General features: G+C 58.9%; 13 protein-coding genes, 1 tRNA gene, 1 other RNA gene and 1 pseudogene. 10 read left to right on the top strand and 6 right to left on the bottom strand.

Annotated features, from left to right (window positions below; genetic code table 11):
* Positions 1-28 precede the first annotated feature (28 nt).
* The 6 genes from metG to AB1Z34_RS07935 all read left to right on the top strand — a co-directional run bounded on the left by metG (position 29) and on the right by AB1Z34_RS07935 (position 7,345).
* Positions 29-1,855: a methionine--tRNA ligase gene (metG, locus tag AB1Z34_RS07960; RefSeq protein ID WP_367158198.1), complete on the top strand. Its 1,827-nt coding sequence runs from the start codon at positions 29-31 to the stop codon at positions 1,853-1,855.
* Between the two features lie 15 nt (positions 1,856-1,870).
* Positions 1,871-2,695, top strand: a complete 825-nt coding sequence (locus tag AB1Z34_RS07955; RefSeq protein ID WP_367158197.1) for a TatD family hydrolase — start codon at positions 1,871-1,873, stop codon at positions 2,693-2,695.
* 166 nt (positions 2,696-2,861) lie between these two features.
* On the top strand, positions 2,862-4,013 hold the full coding sequence (locus AB1Z34_RS07950) for a transglycosylase family protein (protein WP_367158196.1): 1,152 nt from the start codon (positions 2,862-2,864) through the stop codon (positions 4,011-4,013).
* A 65-nt stretch (positions 4,014-4,078) separates the two neighbouring features.
* The gene (gene rsmA, locus AB1Z34_RS07945) at positions 4,079-4,993 is read left to right on the top strand and encodes a 16S rRNA (adenine(1518)-N(6)/adenine(1519)-N(6))-dimethyltransferase RsmA (protein ID WP_070602810.1); all 915 of its coding nucleotides are present in this window, start codon (positions 4,079-4,081) and stop codon (positions 4,991-4,993) included.
* 23 nt (positions 4,994-5,016) lie between these two features.
* The gene (locus AB1Z34_RS07940; RefSeq protein ID WP_070429942.1) at positions 5,017-5,532 is read left to right on the top strand and encodes an NUDIX hydrolase; all 516 of its coding nucleotides are present in this window, start codon (positions 5,017-5,019) and stop codon (positions 5,530-5,532) included.
* Complete coding sequence (locus AB1Z34_RS07935; protein WP_187404056.1) at positions 5,516-7,345, top strand: ABC-F family ATP-binding cassette domain-containing protein; 1,830 nt, start codon at positions 5,516-5,518, stop codon at positions 7,343-7,345. Before AB1Z34_RS07940 ends, AB1Z34_RS07935 begins: the two co-directional genes overlap by 17 nt.
* A gap of 29 nt (positions 7,346-7,374) precedes the next feature.
* On the opposite strand, the gene AB1Z34_RS07930 is transcribed toward AB1Z34_RS07935, so the two are convergent.
* The 3 genes from AB1Z34_RS07930 to AB1Z34_RS07920 form a co-directional block, all read right to left on the bottom strand.
* Positions 7,375-8,349: a cation diffusion facilitator family transporter gene (locus tag AB1Z34_RS07930; protein WP_272715419.1), complete on the bottom strand. Its 975-nt coding sequence runs from the start codon at positions 8,347-8,349 to the stop codon at positions 7,375-7,377.
* Positions 8,350-8,369: 20 nt separating this feature from the next.
* Entirely contained in the window at positions 8,370-9,137 is a 768-nt protein-coding gene (locus AB1Z34_RS07925; RefSeq protein ID WP_016423249.1) for an alpha/beta fold hydrolase, read from the bottom strand.
* Between the two features lie 163 nt (positions 9,138-9,300).
* Positions 9,301-10,944 carry an AbgT family transporter gene (locus tag AB1Z34_RS07920; RefSeq protein ID WP_367158195.1) on the bottom strand — a complete coding sequence of 548 codons (1,644 nt, stop codon included), beginning with the start codon at positions 10,942-10,944 and terminating at the stop codon, positions 9,301-9,303.
* A 176-nt stretch (positions 10,945-11,120) separates the two neighbouring features.
* On the opposite strand from AB1Z34_RS07920, the gene smpB reads away from it, so the two are divergent.
* On the top strand, positions 11,121-11,624 hold the full coding sequence (gene smpB, locus AB1Z34_RS07915) for an SsrA-binding protein SmpB (RefSeq protein WP_005511394.1): 504 nt from the start codon (positions 11,121-11,123) through the stop codon (positions 11,622-11,624).
* 101 nt (positions 11,625-11,725) lie between these two features.
* Positions 11,726-12,109, top strand: a transfer-messenger RNA (tmRNA) gene (gene ssrA / locus AB1Z34_RS07910).
* 73 nt (positions 12,110-12,182) lie between these two features.
* Here the strand turns inward: ssrA and AB1Z34_RS07905 are convergent.
* Both AB1Z34_RS07905 and AB1Z34_RS07900 read right to left on the bottom strand, forming a co-directional pair.
* Positions 12,183-13,022 carry a GDSL-type esterase/lipase family protein gene (locus tag AB1Z34_RS07905; RefSeq protein WP_048733544.1) on the bottom strand — a complete coding sequence of 280 codons (840 nt, stop codon included), beginning with the start codon at positions 13,020-13,022 and terminating at the stop codon, positions 12,183-12,185.
* A 262-nt stretch (positions 13,023-13,284) separates the two neighbouring features.
* Positions 13,285-13,866 (bottom strand): PPA1309 family protein, encoded by a 582-nt coding sequence (locus tag AB1Z34_RS07900; RefSeq protein WP_016423245.1) that lies wholly within the window; start codon positions 13,864-13,866, stop codon positions 13,285-13,287.
* A gap of 151 nt (positions 13,867-14,017) precedes the next feature.
* Here AB1Z34_RS07900 and AB1Z34_RS07895 point away from each other — a divergent pair, with 151 nt between their 5' ends.
* Positions 14,018-17,005: a UPF0182 family protein gene (locus AB1Z34_RS07895; protein WP_367158194.1), complete on the top strand. Its 2,988-nt coding sequence runs from the start codon at positions 14,018-14,020 to the stop codon at positions 17,003-17,005.
* 200 nt (positions 17,006-17,205) lie between these two features.
* Positions 17,206-17,279, top strand: a tRNA-Met gene (locus tag AB1Z34_RS07890).
* Positions 17,280-17,398: 119 nt separating this feature from the next.
* Here the strand turns inward: AB1Z34_RS07890 and AB1Z34_RS07885 are convergent.
* Positions 17,399-17,598: pseudogene (locus tag AB1Z34_RS07885) on the bottom strand (IS256 family transposase); the annotation flags it as partial.

Raw genomic sequence — 17,598 nt, 5'->3', positions numbered from 1 at the left:
TGGTAGGTCATCTATTACCCTGTTAGATATGTCTCGCATTTTCACAGCAGTTGCGTGGCCGTACGCTAACGGTCCGCGACATATCGGCCATGTTGCAGGTTTCGGTGTCCCCTCGGACGTTTTCGCTCGCTACCAGCGAATGATTGGCAATGACGTGCTGATGGTCTCCGGTACTGATGAGCATGGCACGCCACTGCTTGTGCAGGCGGAGAAGGAAGGCGTTTCTGTCCAGGAATTGGCCGACCGTTACAACCGCCAGATTGTGCAGGACCTCGCGGGTCTGGGGCTTTCCTACGACCTGTTTACGCGCACAACCACGCGCAACCACTACGCCGTTGTCCAGGAGCTCTTCCGTGGGCTCTACGAAAACGGCTATATGGTCAAGCAGACCACGATGGGTGCGATTTCCCCGTCGACCGGTCGCACCCTGCCGGACCGTTACATCGAAGGTACCTGCCCAATTTGTGGCGCTTCCGGTGCCCGCGGCGACCAGTGCGACAACTGCGGTAACCAGCTTGACCCGGCCGATCTGATTGATCCGGTGTCGAAAATCAACGGCGAGACCCCGAAGTTCGTTGAAACTGAGCACTTCCTGCTAGACCTGCCGGCTCTGGCAGAGGCCTTGACCGAGTGGCTGCAGGAGCGCAAGGACTGGCGCCCGAACGTGCTGAAGTTCTCCCTGAACATCCTGAAGGACATCCGTCCGCGTGCAATGAGCCGTGATATTGACTGGGGTGTGCCGATTCCGCTGGAGGGCTGGTCGGAAAACGGGACGAAGAAACTCTACGTTTGGTTCGACGCCGTCGTCGGTTACCTATCCGCTACCATCGAGTGGGCCTGGCGCATTGGTGACCCGGAAGCGTGGCGCAAGTGGTGGAATGACCCGGAGGCGCTGTCCTACTATTTCATGGGCAAGGACAACATCACCTTCCACTCCCAGATTTGGCCGGCTGAGCTGCTGGGCTACCGTGGCGAGGGCTCCCGCGGGGGCGAGGTCGGGGAGCTCGGTGAGTTGAACCTGCCGACGGAGGTCGTCTCCTCGGAGTACCTGACCATGTCGGGCTCGAAGTTCTCCTCTTCCAAGGGCGTTGTCATCTATGTGAAGGACTTCCTGGCGGAGTTTGGTCCGGATCCGCTGCGCTACTTCATCGCGATGGCAGGCCCGGAGAACCAGGACACCGACTTCACCTGGGATGAGTTCGTCCGCCGCGTGAATAACGAGCTGGCCAACTCCTGGGGCAACCTGGTCAACCGCACCGTGTCCATGGCTTTCAAGAACTTCGGTGAGGTGCCAACTCCGGGCGAACTCACTGACGCTGACCGTGAACTGCTCGACCTGGCTGAGCGTTCCTTCGCCGAGGTCGGCGACGCGCTTGCGCTGTCCCGCTTCCGCGCCGGTATCACCGCCGCCATGCACTTGGTCGGAGAGGCCAACGCCTACATTGCTGCGCAGGAGCCGTGGAAGCTGGCGAAGGACGAGTCCCAGCGCGAGCGTCTCGCCACCGTGCTGTGGACAGCACTGCAGGTAGTCAGCGACGCCAATGTGCTGCTGACCCCGTACCTGCCGGAAAGCTCGCAGAAGGTCTTCGAGACCCTGGGCGGCGAGGGGATCTGGGCCGCAATGCCAGAAGTCCAGGAAGTCCAGGACGACATGCCGGTCGAACCGGTCGGCGCTGACCTGCCGGCAGAGGGTAGGAGCTACCCAATCATCACCGGTGACTACGTCAATCAGAAGGCCGCCTGGCGTCGCTTCGACATTGAGCCGGGTACGGCGCTGGCCAAGCCGAAGCCGATTTTCACCAAGCTCGACTCTGAGTTGGCTGAGCACGGCCCCGAGTGGGCACAGGTGAAGTAGGGGCTCAGTAGAGGTATGGGAAAGCGCAAACGCAAGATTGCAGAACCCGCGGAGTATCTCACTCCGCTGTTTGACGCCCACACGCATCTCGCGTCCTGTGGGGCGCAAACTCCGGAAGAGATTGCGGCGCTCATGGACCGGGCCGCCGCAGCGGGCGTCGTCGGAGTCTGCACGGTCGGCGATGGCATGCCGGAAACCGAACTGGCCTTTGCCGCTGCGCACGCGCACCCCAACGTCTGGGCCGCCGCCGCCATCCATCCGACGCGCGCGCACGAGCTTGACGACGACGCCAAGGCCCGCTTAACCGAAATGGCTGCCGACCCCAGGGTTGTGGCCGTGGGGGAGACGGGATTGGATTGGTACTGGCTGGATTCCCTCGACGGCTGCGCGTCGAAGAGCGAACAGCTGGTTGCGTTGCAGTGGCATATGGAGCTCGCAGCAACCGTCGGCAAGCCGTTGATGATTCATAACCGCGACGCCGATGAAGACCTGATGGCGGCGTTGGACGGCTACGACAATACGGTCATTTTGCACTGTTTCTCTTCGCCCATCGAGGTTGCCCGCGAAGCCATTGCACGCGGTTACCTGCTGAGTTTTACCGGCAACGTGACCTTCAAACGCAATGATTACCTGCGGCAGGCTGTGGCTGAGGCGCCGGCGGAGCAGCTGCTGGTGGAAACCGATGCCCCGTACATGACCGCGGAGCCTTTCCGAGGTGCGCGCAACGAGTCCACTTTTATCGGTCATCAGGCGCGTGCGATGGCCGCGGCCCGAGAAATCGGGGCGGAGGAGATGGCGCAGATTTTGACGGATAACGCACGTCGGGTGTACGGCATTTAAGCACGTGCTGGCGTATTGCCGCCCCTGAGCTGCGGAAATGCAGCCGGGGCGGTTTGTTGTATTTCCCGTCACTTTTATCGATATATTTTAGACAACACTGAATCTTTACCGTACTGTTACAAACTGTATTTCTTTCATCTGCTAACTGCCCATCCTCCGAAAGGCTGTGACGAACCCCGTGAGTGCTGCGAAGAAGCGTCATCTCAATCGTGCTAACGACGGAGTTTCCACTTCGTCCAAGATCGCCGCAGGCGGTCTGGTCGCTGCTGTTGCTCTGGGTGGCACTGTCGCAGCATCCAACTATGACACCATCACCGTCGAAATCGACGGCAAGGTCGAGCAAATCGCAACCTGGTCCAAGGATGACAAGGCCATTCTGCAAAAGGCTGGTGTCGAAACCACCGGTGGCGACCTGGTTCAGCGTCAGGGCGATCTCACGGACGGCGGCAAGCTGGTCTACCGCTCTGCCAAGCCGGTCACGATGATTGTCGATGGCAAGCCGCAGGAGCACAAGACCAATGCCATCACTACCGATGAGCTGATTGAAGGTCTGAAGAAGCAGGGGCTCATCTCCGATAAGGACAAGGTCGAGGTCGAAAAGGGCGAGATTTCCGCTAAGGGGGTCGAACTCGACGTCGTTCGTGCCAAGAATATTGTGCTTCACGACGATGCCAAGGACATCGACCTGACTGTCCCGGCTATGACCGTCGGTGATGTGCTGGCTCAGCGTGGCATTGAACTGCGTGAAGACGACACCGTCGAGCCGGGTCTGGATGCCCCGGTCACCGAGGGGATGCGCATCGCTCTGTCTCGTCTGATTGATAAGACCATCACCGAGACTGAGGAGATTCCAGCTCACGAGAACATCATTGAAGATGATTCGATGTTCGAAGACGAGCGCATCGTTGAGCAGGAGGGGGAGCCGGGCCAGGTAGAGCGTCAGGTCAAGGTCACCTCTCGCGACGGCGAAGAGCTCGGACGCGAGGTCCTGGAAGAAAAGGAGCTAAAGGCTCCGGGTATCTCCACTATCCGCCAGGGCACTAAGTCTCGCATTGCAGCTCAGGCCGCTGGCTACGGTGTGTGGGATCAGCTGGCTCAGTGTGAGTCCGGCGGCGACTGGGCTATCGATACCGGTAACGGTTTCTCCGGTGGTCTACAGTTCACCGATTCCACCTGGGCAGCTTACGGCGGTACTGAGTATGCACCGCGTGCATCGCAGGCTTCCCGCGAGCAGCAGATCGCTGTCGCCGAGCGCGTCCAGGCTGGTCAGGGTTGGGGTGCATGGCCCGCTTGTACCGCTTCCATGGGGCTTCGTTAAAGCTAGTTCAGACTAGCCAAAACGAGCTAAACCTATTTTTTCTTTTGACCCCGTAGTATCTAACTGTGACTAAAGCAGAAGTTTCTTTCCTGGGGCCGGTCGAAGTACGCGACCTGGCGGCGCAGTTGGATATTGTCCCGACGAAGAAATTGGGGCAGAACTTCGTCCACGACGCCAACACCGTGCGTCGAATTGTCGCTGCGGCCGATTTGCCGGAGGATTCCTACCCTGTTGAGGTCGGCCCCGGCTTGGGCTCGCTGACCCTCGGACTGCTCGAACACTGTGGTCGTGCCGCGGCTGTCGAAATCGATCCGCGGTTGGCGGAGCGTTTGCCCCAGACAGTCGCTGAGCGCGCTGACGGCTGCGCGCTAGAGCTCATTGAGAAAGATGCGCTGAAGGTCAGCCGCGAGGACTTTCAGACCGCCCCAGATGCGCTGGTGGCCAATCTGCCATACAACGTTTCGGTACCGGTGCTGCTGCACATGCTTGCCGAGCTCCCCACCATCCGCCGTGTGCTCGTGATGGTGCAGTCCGAGGTCGCTGACCGGCTGGCGGCTCAGCCGGGCTCCAAGATCTACGGCGTCCCCAGCGTCAAGGCCGCCTACTACGGCACAGTGCGTCGCGCCGGTGCCATTGGTCCGCACGTCTTTTGGCCGGTCCCGAAGGTTGATTCCGGGCTTGTGCGCATTGACTGCTACGCCCGCTCCGACGCTCCTGAGAACTCCAATGCCGCCGATGCCCCCGAGGCTCCGTGGGAAATCTCGCCGCAATTCCGCGCGCGCCTTTTCCCGCTTATCGACGCTGCTTTTGCGCAACGCCGCAAGACCCTCCGTGCGGCCCTATCGGGGATTTACGGATCTGGCGCCGCAGCCGAAGAGGCGCTTATGGCAGCGGGGATTGACCCCAAGCAGCGAGGAGAGAAGCTCGAAATTGCCGATTTCGTTCGCCTCGCTGAGGTCTCACGAGACCAGCGCTTTTAATAAAGGACAGGCAATCTTTCCCCATGCACCGTGATGACACCCCCAGTAGGGCCGAGATCGGCCGGCGCGAACCGCGCAGCCTGGCTTGGACTAAGTTCTGGCCTGACGACGACGGCTGGGTGTGCAACTGCATAGTTTTCCGCGGTGACCGCTTGCTGCTTCTGCTGCGTGAATACGAGGGCTTCCTCGGGGGCCAGTGGGATTTGCCCGGTGGCAAGCTAGACGCGGGGGAGGAGCCCGTGGAGGCCGCTGTGCGCGAACTGCGTGAAGAGGCCGGCTTGCGCGCAGCGGAGGTCAGCGAATTTGCCCATTATTCCAATCCGGACTTGGGCGGGGAGAATTTCCGCTTCCACACGGTGACCTTTCTAGTACGCGAGGCCGACGACACGCAGAATGTCCAGCTCAGCGGCGAGCATCCGGAATTTAAATGGGTAACCCGAGAGCAGTTCGAGGAGCTGCCGGTGGCTTGGTATGTTCGGCGTGTGCTTGGCAACGTCGAATGGGGCACAATAAATACTCATCATGGCGAATCTGATTAATTGCGAGAATATTTCTAAGTCCTTCGGGCTCAAGACTCTGCTCGACGGCGTCAGCCTCGGCGTTCAAGAGGGCGACCGCATCGGTGTTGTCGGTTTGAACGGTGGCGGCAAGTCCACACTGCTGAAGATTCTGGCAGGCGTGGAGCCGGCGGACTCCGGACGTATTTCGCGAGCCAACGACATGGCCATGGCGCATGTTACCCAGGGCGCGGAGCTCGACCCGAACTCCACCGTGTTTGAATGCGTCATCGCACCGCTCGGCCTCGCTGAACACGAGTGGGCGGGTAACGCTTCCATCCGCGAGGTCCTCGATGGCATCGGTATCAATGACCTCGGTATGGATACCAAGGTCGCCAATCTCTCCGGTGGTGAGCGCCGTCGCGTTAACCTGGCGGCCGCACTGGTCCGCGATCTAGATCTGCTCATTCTCGATGAGCCAACGAACCACCTCGATATTGAGGGTGTGCAGTGGTTGGCCGATCATGTTCTTTCGCGCCGGGCAGCCCTGGTCGTCGTCACGCACGATCGTTGGTTCCTGGATACCGTTGCCACGAAGACGTGGGAAGTCCACGACGGTACCGTCGATTTTTACGATGGCGGTTACAACGACTGGACGTTCGCGCGTGCCGAGCGTGCGCGACAGGCGGATGCCGCCGAGCAGCGTCGTCAGAACCTTGCGCGTAAGGAACTCGCGTGGTTGCGCCGGGGTGCACCGGCCCGCACCTCGAAGCCGCGCTACCGCATCGAAGCAGCTGAGGCGCTCATCGCCGATGTCCCGGCACCGCGTGATTCCGTGGAGCTGATGGCGTTTTCGCAGCGTCGTCAGGGCAAGGTGGTCGTGGAGTTGGAGCATGCGTCCCTGGAAACGCCCGACGGTAGGGAATTGCTTAACGACGTCACGTGGCGCCTGGCCCCCGGCGAGCGCATCGGCCTGGTCGGTGTCAACGGCTCGGGTAAGACGACTTTGTTGCGTGCGTTGGCGGGAGACTACCCCTTAAGCGATGGCAAGCGAATTGAGGGCAAGACGGTGCGCCTGGGCTGGCTGCGACAGGAGCTCGATGATCTGCCGCTGGATATGCGTGTGCTCGACGCTGTGGAGGACGTCGCGACCTATATTGACCTGGGCAAGAAGCAGATTAGCGCCTCGCAACTGGCTGAGCGATTGGGATTTTCCCCGAAACGGCAACGCACTCCAATCGCAGACCTTTCCGGTGGTGAGCGCCGTCGCTTGCAACTCACGCGTGTGTTGATGAGTGAGCCGAACTTCCTGCTGCTCGACGAGCCGACGAATGACCTGGACATTGACACGCTGCAGGAATTGGAAGACCTGCTGGACAATTGGCCGGGCACGCTGGTGGTCATCTCGCACGACCGCTACCTGATTGAGCGTATTGCGGACTCGACCTGGGCACTTTTCGGCGATGGCGAGCTGACGAACCTGCCAGGTGGGATTGGTCAGTACCTCCAGCGCCGCGCACAGCTGGCTGACTCGGCTGCAGGTGGCGGGGCCTCTCAAGCAAATGCCGGTAGTCCGCAGACCCGTGGCGCAGCTTCAGAGGAGGATGCCTCGAAGCTCTCAGCCGCGGAAGCTCATGCTGTTCAAAAGAAGATGAGCGCCCTGGAACGGAAGATGGCGAAGCTGAGCGAGCAGGAAAGTAAGCTGCATGCGCAAATGGCGGAAGCGAGCGCTGATGTAGCCAACTTGGACACACAAAAGCTGGCGGACCTCGATCGCCGTGCTGCGGAGGTGGTTGAGCAGAAGGCAGAGCTGGAGATGGAATGGCTGGAGCTAGGGGAGCAGCTCGAGGGCTAGCATCTTACTTCAGCTACTAGCCGAACATTTTAGGTATGAGCCGGGTACTCGTGGTCAGCGTGCCCGGTTCTTTCAATTTGCACCGTGGCGTGTTCAATCCCGTGGACGTCGTGAAGCAGTGCCTGCGCGCGGTCGAGCAATGCGTGCTCGTCGCCGTTGGGGAGCGTGTCGCAGCGCACGAGATGGACAGATGCCAGTAGGTCGCTGCCGTTGAGGGACCAGACGTGGAGATCGTGGACATCGACCACTCCGTCCAAGTCAGACAGGTCAGCAGTGATTCTCTCAGTGTCGACGCCCTTCGGGGTGTACTCCAGCAACACGTGGAGACAGTCGCGCACCAGAACGGCGGCTCGGGGGACGATGAAGAGCGCAATCACGATAGAGACCACCGAGTCGATGGCAGTCCAGCCGGTGTATGCGATAGCGATAGCGGAGATAATGACGGCGACCGAACCAGCGGCGTCGACAAGCACGTGCAGATACGCGCCGCGGACGTTGACGCTTTCCTTGGCAGCGCCGGCGAGCAGAAACGCCGCAATCACATTGGTGAGCAGGCCGATGACTGCGATGATGAGCATCGACGTGGTTTGAATCTCAGATTGCTCCACTGACCCGAATCGCCGGATTGCGCCCCAGAGAATCACAGCGGCAATGATGAAAACTGTCAGACCGTTGACGAGAGCAGTCAGAACCTCAACACGACGGTACCCGTACGTCGCGCGGTGATTGGCTCCGCGCTGGGCGATAGCCAAACCGGCAACTGCCATAAGCAGGCCTGCGGAGTCCGTCACCATATGGCCGGCATCTGCCAGCAGCGCCAGTGAACCCGAGACCAAGCCGCCGATGAGCTCGGCGAGAAATACGACAAGAGTCAGACCCGCAGCCACGAGCAGGCGACGGGCAGGAGTATTCGCGGGGTCAATATGAGCGTGGTCATGGCCGTGTGAATGACCGTGTGAATGACCGTGGCCGTGTGAGTGGCCAGAGTGTTCAGTTGTGTCCATAACCCCTAATGATAACAGGGCTATTCAGCCTCCGGAAGATAGCTATCCGCCCACGCATAAATCAGGTCAGCAGCGCGCGCGGCGGACTTAGCGCGAGTGAGCAAGTGGTCTGCGCGATCCAAGCTCATCAGGGATTTTGGATAGCGAGAGACCTGGAAAATCTTCTGGGCGCTATCGATACCAACAGTCTGGTCGGTCGGGGAGTGCAGAATAAGCAGTGGCTTGCGCAGCTGGCTGAGATAAACCTCCGGGTTGTAGTCCGCCAACACTTCCAAGAACTCACGGGAGATGGGAATGCCACGACCTTCAATCTGCAGAACCTGCGTGCCGTGCTCATCGACCGTCGAAATGTCACCGGCGATGCGCACAATCGAGTGTGCCGGATCGAAGGGTGCACCGATTGTCGCTACCGCCTTGATTTTCGGCATATCGTGGCCGGCGTTCAGCGCCGCTGCGCCACCGAGCGAGTGCCCAATCAGTAGCGAGGGGGCCTCAAATTCTGCCTCCATGAACTCGTAGGCGGCCTTAAGGTCATCGATGTTGGTCTGGAACGTCGTCTCACCGAAATCACCAGTGGACTGCCCGAGGCCAGTGAAGTCGAACCGGAATGCCGCAATGCCCTTCTTCGCCAGCGCCTTGCAGGTGCGTGACGCGCCGGGCACCATCCGATTACACGTGAAGCAATGACCAAATAGTGCCCACGCGCGTGGCTTACCGTCGGGCAAATCAATCGATGCAGCCAGAGTCTCGCCTGTCGATCCCGTAAATTTTAGGTGCTTTGTTGGCATAGGTTATATCCGCGTCTCAGTGTGTGCTCAAAGTGTGTACGTTTTCGCTTAACGACGCCCGTTGTGGTGGCGACCGTACGCAATACTAAACCCGAGTACCGCAAATAGTTGAGGGATTGGCCGAAAAATTCGACCAATCCCTCAGTTGCCCAGAAGTTGTGAGTTAACGCACCGGAACCCCCGGCCCCAGCGGAATGCCCGCGAGATACCAGAGGACGAAGAATAGGAACCAGCCCACCAGCATGCACAGCGAGTAAGGGATAGCCAGCGACATCAGCGTGCCGACACCCGCCGGCTTGTAGTACTTCTGCAGGAAGGTCAGTGCCAGCGCAAAGTACGGCGACATCGGTGTAATGATGTTGGTCGGGGAGTCACCAATACGGAATAGCTGCTGAGAGACCTCCGGGGAGACGTTGACGTACATCAGCATCGGCACCACGACCGGCGCCATCAGAGCCCACTGTGCAGAGCCCGAGGTAATCAGCATGTTGAGAACAGCCACCATCAGGACGAAGGCAGCAAAGAGCAACAGCGGCGGCAGATCCGCCTTGGTCAGGAATTCGGAGCCCTTGATGGCGGTCCACTGGCCGATATTGGACCACTTGAAGTAGGCCGTGAACTGCGAAACAGCGAAGAAGAGCACCATCATTGTGGTCAGTGTGCCCAGGCCACGTTCCATGAAGGCGGGCACATCTGCAGAGGAGGTGATGGTCTTGGCGCCAATGCCGTACGCAATACCGACCACGGCGAAGAAGAGGGCAATGGACACCACGACGTCGGTAAGCAGCACGGAATTCAAGATGCCGTCGCCTTCGCCGCGCAGAGGCGAACCCGGGATGAATAGGGCAGCGAACCACAGCGCCAGGAAGATGACGGCGGCGATGTTGCCGTAGCGCAGGCCATGGCGTTCGGAGGGATTTAGAACGAGCTTATCGCGGCCGCTGTTGGAGCTGCTCGACGCGGTGTCTTGCTCCTTTTTCTTAGCGTTTTCCTCAGCAGCCTCCTCCGAAGCGCCCGGCTTGGTGAACTCGGCAGCTTCGTGGTCAATATGATCGTCGTGGATGGTCTTCTCCACGTGCTTGGTGATGAACAGCTCAGTAACAGCCGTAATAATCAGAGCCAGCACAATCGACGAGGCCATGGTGAAGAAGTAGTTGGCCAGCGGCGAAACTACGTATTCCGGATCTACGAAGTGCGCAGCATGCGTGGAGATGCCTGCCAGCAGCACATCGGTAATGTTGAGCACCAGTGATGAATTGAACCCGGCCGACGAGGCGGCAAAGGCGACCATCGCACCGACAATAGGGTTACGACCAACGGCGGCAAATGAGGCGGCGCCCAGCGGAATGAGAATCACGTAGACGGCATCAGAAGCGATCGAACCAGTCACGCCGGCCAGTGCAACGATGAATGTCAGCAGGACAGGGGAGTGCACCTTGGAAATTGCCGCGCGAATTGCCGAGCCGATGTAACCGGAGTACTCCGCAATGGCGACACCGAGCATGCACACCAGAATCAGGCCAACTGGTGCGAAGTCCGTGAAGTTCGTTACCGCCTCAGAAACCATCTTTTGCAGATACTCAGCGGTAGCGAGACTTTCCACCTCGATGATGTCACCCGACGCGGGATCCTTGGCCTGCATACCCGCAGCCTCACCGAGCCACGAAGAAACGATGACTACACCGGCAAGAATTACAAACAGCCAAAACGGGTTTGGCAGTGCGTTGCCAATGCGTTCCAGTGTTGCTAGGAACCCCTTTGGCTTCGGGGGCGCTTTGTCCGGTTCCAACGTTTTTGACTGTCCCATATTTAAATCCCTCTGTGTTAGACGTTGGTAAAAGGTTAGGGGAAAGTAAGTTGCGTCACAACGTAAAAGGCCAGAGGCATATATATGTTGGCTGCAAGGAGGCGCACAAGGGAAAGTTAAGGGAATAGCTAGGAAATAGCTGTAGTGCACCTTCTTCGACTAGAGTTAAGTAGGTTATGGGCAAGAAGAAGTCGAAGAAAGAAAAGGTCAGCGCCAACAACGCGGTGGTGGCCACCAATCGTCGTGCCCGCCATGACTACAACATTCTTGACACCTACGAATGCGGTGTCGTTCTCGTGGGCACTGAGGTCAAGGCGCTGCGCGAGGGCAAAGCATCGCTTAACGACGCCTTCGCGACCATCGATGACGGAGAAGTGTGGCTGCGCGGGCTGCATATCCCGGAGTACTCCTACGGTTCGTGGACTAATCACTCGCCGCGTCGTTCGCGCAAGCTGTTGTTGCACCGCAAGGAGATTGACACCCTGTGGGGCAAGGTCCGCGATGGTAACAACACGCTTGTACCCCTGAAGCTGTATTTCACCAACGGTCGCTTGAAGGTCGAGCTCGCACTCGCCCGCGGTAAGCAGGACTATGACAAGCGCCAGGACATCAAGCGCCGCACGGAGGAGCGCGAAGCTACTCGTGCGCTGGGTCGCCGTGTGAAGGGCATCAAGGGGTAGTGGGCTTTACGACGAGGTCTGTTGACTTTCCTCGTCGTAAAGCGTTATTCTTGAACATCCTTTGAGTGCTACGCACTTTCCCGTGCTCGAAGGCATTGTATGGGGCTGACATGGTTTCGACACCGTACAGTGAGCCAGGGGAAGCGTGCCGGTGCAGGCTAGAGACCACCGTTAAGCGTCGTAGCAACTGATTAAGCGCCGAGAACACTCAGCGCGACTACGCTCTCGCTGCCTAATTAAGCGACTAGCGTGTCTGTCAGGCCGGGCTTGCCCTTTGGTCCGGACCCTGGCATCGACTTAAAAGGGCTCGCCCGATGGGTGTGCCGTAAGGCTCATCGGGGATCTTCTTACTTGCGGCTGGGCCCGTCATTCGGACATGTTTGCCTGAGCCGAAGGGTCGAGTAGAGGCGATTGTGCGAACTGCGCACGGAGAAGCCCTGGCGAGTTGGCGGTGGACCCGAGTTCAATTCTCGGCAGCTCCACAAATGGAAATCCCCGGTCATTACGACCGGGGATTTTTCGTTGTACTTGAAGACGTCTGAGCGACGTCGAAAGACCTTAGAAGGTGCTCTTGTAGACGTTGGCGATAGTGGTGCCAGCAACTGCCGAACCGTGGAAGGTCGGGTGGTTGGTCATGTTGTAGGAAGCAACATCGGTATCCAGAATTGCGGAGACCTGACGCTCACCGTCCGGACCGCACATTGCGACGTCGATGTTGGTGACCTCCTTCATGTTGACGAAACCGATACCGGATTCAGCGGCAGCACGCATCTGGCGGTTCTGCAGAGCCATCTCAAAGTGGTGCATACCGGCAGCCGGAATGTGCGGTGCAAAACCTGCGGCGTTAACCGGGCAAGCGTAGTGAGTCGGGTCATTAGAGGTGAAAGCCGGGTAACCAATCAGCATGACGCGAGCAGTTGGGTTAGCGGCCTTGATCTTCTCCACAGCGGCCACAACGTTGGTGGTGTACAGGTCATCCTGAACCGGCATTGGCAGCACAGCGCCCTGCATCGCGTCATTGGCGCCAACGTAAATGGTCACCAGCTGGGTAGCCGGGCCGAGGGAGCCCTGAGCGATGGCGTTGTCAACCTGGCCCATCAGGGACTTCTGCGGCTGAGTCGGCATGAAAGCGGTAGTGCCGTTGCAGGAGTAGTCGTGCAGTTCAAGGCCAGTCTCACGAGCAACGTGAGAGCCGATGTTCGAGACCGAAATCGGGCAGCCACCACGGCCCGGTACGGCTGGATCGGACTGGCCCGGGTTAGCAGCGAAGGAATCGCCGAAGGCAACGTAGTTACCAGTAGGAAGAGCGTTGGCAACACCACCGGTCAGGAGGGAGGCTGCCAGCGCAGAAGCTGCAGCTGCCGAGGCTGCTGCACGGCGAACAACGTTGTTCTTCATAATTAAAAACCTCTTAGTTGAAAACCTATAGAAGGAAAAACTCGCGCTACACTCGCGATTTCTTCGCCACAGACCGTCCCTGGAAGAACCCAGTCCGACAGAACCAAGTCCGACAGAACCCTGAGCGGATACTTAGAGACGCGCCTTTATCACTTTGTTATACAACTAGGTTCTAAGCCCGATGTCAACCGGAATCAGCTAGTTATATGTATATTCGGCGCTTTCAATACCTCTTTTTGTCTCTTATCGCTGGTAGGTGGATTTATGAGGCGCTTCCGAACGTGGAATACAACGCAGCGATGACACCATCGGCTACCCCAGAACCATCTTTTAGCTCAATCTCATCTTCAGCAAAGGGCCCACGCTCATCCAGTTCCGCCTCTGTGGGGCGAGGTTGGATCAGTGTTAGGTGTGGACCTTCGCTGATAACACCACTGAAAAGACGTGCCTGGCGAGCCGCCTCACCATCCGCCTGTGCCCGCACCTCGTCCAGGGATGCACCCTCAAAGCTGTCCGCCTGCTCCGGAGCGATGACCATTATTTCCTGCGCTAACACGGCACCGACGACACCTGCCGGCCACGATGTCCGAGCGATAAAGTCCGCCAACTCAGGGCTACCGCCTTCAATTCCCTCGGGGAGGGGTTCCTGCGCAACGACAGTCAATGGGGCGCTGTCAATCAGCTCGTCGGCAAGCACGTCGGCAAGCGCGGCGGTGGGGACGAGGGCGAAGAGGCTCGGAGCGCGGTCCCAACCTTCGGTGTGGACGTATTCGACAGCTTCGCGCACGGCGCGATTGAGTGCCTGCTGGCTGAGATGAGTCTGAGTGCCGTTGTTTTCGCTCATGACGCTTGACGACGCCCCTTTCCTGGCAACGCTGTATTAACAGCATCCTTAGTCAAATGTTAGGAACTTTATTTAGAGTAGATGACAGATAAGCGTACGACCGACTTACCAGCTCGCTGGCAAGTCAAGCTCAACTCGAACAGGAGAGACGTTGTCTCTAAACCAGACTCGACCGAGACGATCGGCGGGTGGCCGACCGGGGTGGCTGGCAATTACCGTGTTGGTGATTGCCGCGCTGACCTTTGTTATTCCAATCGCCGTCAATTTTTATACGGACTTTCAGTGGTTCGGTGAAGTGGGGTATCGAGGGGTATTCGCCACCACGTGGCTCACTCGTATCGTCCTGTTTATCACTGTAGGCCTGATAGCGGGCGCACTGACATTTCTATCTATGTGGCTGGCGTGGCGCTCGCGGCCCGTCGACCTCGGACTGACGGATCCACGCAGCCCGCAGGCAGTGTACCGACGGATGGCTGAATCCGGTTCGAAGTCGATGTTCACCACGCTGCCCGTTGTATTCGGCGTACTCGGTGGCCTTGTGGGGCAGGGTAATTGGCAGACGGTGCAGCTGTTCTTAAACCGGCAGTCCTTCGGTGAGACTGACCCGCAGTATGGCAAGGACTTGGGCTTCTACGCATTCCAGTTGCCGCTGTGGTCGTACATCGTTTCGACGCTGGTTGTCCTGGTAGTTATTGCGTTCCTGCTGTCGCTGGTGACGCATTACTTCCTTGGTGGCATCCGCCCAGGTAACCCGACTACAGGGGAGAAGACCCGCGTTTCCAATGCGGCTCGTGCGCAGTTGGCGTGCTGGGCCGGTGTTTTCATGCTGCTCAAGGCTGTGTCTTACTGGCTGGACCGCTATGAGCTGCTGAATAACAAGCAGAAGACCTTCACCGGTGGTTCCTACACCGATATCAATGCGCTGCTGCCGGCGAAGATTACGCTGCTGGTCATCGCAATCGTCGTGGCCGCTGCATTCTTCGCGGCCATTTTCCTGCGCAATCTTTCGATCCCGGCGTTTGCCACCGTGCTGATGTTGGTTTCCGCAGGTCTGATTGGCGTGGCCTGGCCGATGGCAGTTGAGCAGTTCTCAGTTAACCCGAACCGCGCTTCCAAGGAACGCGAATACATTGCGCGCAATATTGAATCGACGCGCTACCACTACGGGCTTACCGACGACAAGGTGAAGGTCGAGCGCGACTGGGGCGTTCCGGCTGAAAAGGAAGGCGATAAGGAAGCCGCGAAGGAAGGTGCGGACTCGATTTCCCGCGATGCCGCTACTCTGGCCAATATCCGAATCCTGGATCCGGAAGTGCTGCCACGTACCTTCACGCAGCAGCGTCAGCTGAAGAACTTCTATGGTTTCTCCGATCCGCTTGCCATTGACCGCTACCAGATCGATGGCGCGTCCCGTGACTTCATCGTCGCTGCTCGTGAACTGAACCCGCAGACGCTGCAGGGTAACCAGACTGACTGGATCAACCGTCACACGGTCTACACCCACGGCAATGGTTTCGTTGCTGCGCCGGCTAATAAGGTTGACGAGGTTGCCTCCGAGTCCGGTTCCGCCCGCGGTGGTTACCCGCTGTACACCGTGGCTGACCTGTTCGAGTCCGAGGACCCGAACGGCATGAACCTGAACCTGAAGCAGCCGCGTATCTACTACGGTCCGGTTATCGCCAACAGCGATGCCGACTACGCGATTGTCGGTGGCAATGGTGACGGCAAGGACTACGAGTACGATGCTGACGGCCGAAACTTCACCTACGACGGTGAGGGCGGTGTTGGCGTTGGCGGACTTGCCAGCCGCATGATTTTCGCCACCCGTTACCAGGAACTCAACATCCTGCTGTCCGACCGCATTGGGTCGGACTCCAAGATTATCTACAACCGCGATCCGCGTGACCGTGTTCAGAAGGTCGCCCCATGGCTGACTACCGACACCAAGACGTACCCGGCTGTAGTCGATGGCCGTATGAAGTGGATCGTCGACGGCTACACCACGCTGGCCAAGATGCCGTACTCCCAGCGCATGAGCCTCCAGGAAACCACGCAGGACTCCATTAACCCGGATGGCACTCCACGCCCGCTGCCGAACAGCGAGGTCAGCTACATCCGCAACTCGGTCAAGGCGACCGTCGATGCCTACGATGGCACCGTTGAGCTCTACGAGTTCGATGAGGAAGATCCGGTGCTCAAGGCCTGGGAAGGCGTCTTCCCAGGTGTGGTGAAGCCAAAGTCCGAGATTTCCGAGGAGCTGCAGGAGCACCTGCGCTACCCGGAGGACTTGTTTAAGGTTCAGCGTGAGCTGATGGCGAAGTACCACGTCAGCGATCCGGGCGTGTTCTTCGCCAATGACTCCTTCTGGTCTGTCCCGTCCGACCCGACCGCACCGGAAGACAAGAACCTCTCTCAGCCGCCGTACTATGTTGTCGCTTCCGATCCGGAGAGCGGCAAGCCGAGCTTCCAGCTGATCTCGGCATTCCGTGGACTGGAGCGTGAGTTCCTCTCCGCTCAGATGAGTGCTTCCTCCGAGCCGGAGACCTACGGCCAAATCACTATTCGTGCTCTGCCGACCAACACCCAGACCATGGGGCCACGTCAGGCGCAGGACACGATGATGTCCGCAGATGAGGTCGCCCAGGACCGCACCCTGCTCGAGGGTACGAACGTAGTCACCAACGGTAACCTGCTGACGCTGCCGGTCGGCGATGGCGAGATTCTCTATGTCGAACCGGTCTACACCCAACGCAAGGGGCAGGAGACCGCATTCCCGAAGCTGTTGCGTATTCTCGTCGCTTACCGCGGTCAGGTGGGCTACGGCGCTACGGTCACTGAGGCTCTGAGTCAGGTCGGTATCGATGCTTCCGCCGTGACCAAGGTCCGCGGTGAGGAAGAGGCTGAGGAGCAGCCGTCGGATAAGGACAAGGACGCCGCCGACGCTGAGTCCGACGACGAGGCACCGAAGGAAGAGCGCAAGGTTGATGTCGCTGCGCGTGACGACGCCGCTCGCCGTATCTCCGACGCGCTAAAGAAGCTTAACGACGCCCAGAAGAACGGTGACTACGCAGCCCAGGGCCAGGCACTTGCCGAGCTCGACCGCGCTGCCGCTGACTACCAGAAGGCCAACGGCCAGTAAGGTTTACAGAGAGTAAGGCTTGCAACGGGAGATTAGCCGAGAATCATAGGGTCTTATGGTTCGCAGAGTCCCCAGGTTGTAGCGAAACTGGCTATGACCTGGGGATTGGTCTTTGTTGGAAGGTCCGTGCTACAGTTACATCTCGTTGGCCGGAGAGGTCAGCACCCGCTGTGAGTGCTTGTAAAAGCCAGGACAGTTGACGCGGGGTGGAGCAGCTCGGTAGCTCGCTGGGCTCATAACCCAGAGGTCGTTGGTTCGAATCCAGCCCCCGCCACTAAGAAGAGACCCCTACCGGTGTAAACGCTGGTAGGGGTCTTCGTTATTCGGGGGTCAAATCAGGGTTAAGGGGTTAAACGACAAAATGTGTGTCTGGCTCGGCGTGTCGCGCGGGGGTTAGATTTGGCCTTTCTGGATGCCGATTGAGTGGGTGTAGTCGGTGTCGATAGCGTTGTCGTAGAGGGCTGGTCGTCCTGTTTCGTGGTCGGCTTGGTTCTCGTGTTGGGTCAGGGTGGAAACTTTGGCGAGTTGGTCCTGGCCCCAGTTGGACTGCCTGGCGATTCGTGCTGGATCGTCGGGCAGTTCGGTTTTTAAGT

Origin of the sequence: Corynebacterium sp. 045007 (assembly GCF_040743205.1) — a bacterium.
In the GTDB taxonomy this organism is placed as follows: Bacteria; Actinomycetota; Actinomycetes; order Mycobacteriales; family Mycobacteriaceae; genus Corynebacterium; species Corynebacterium jeikeium_D.
Note: the sequence above shows the minus strand (reverse complement) of the source record. Positions and strands in the feature narration are given on the sequence as shown.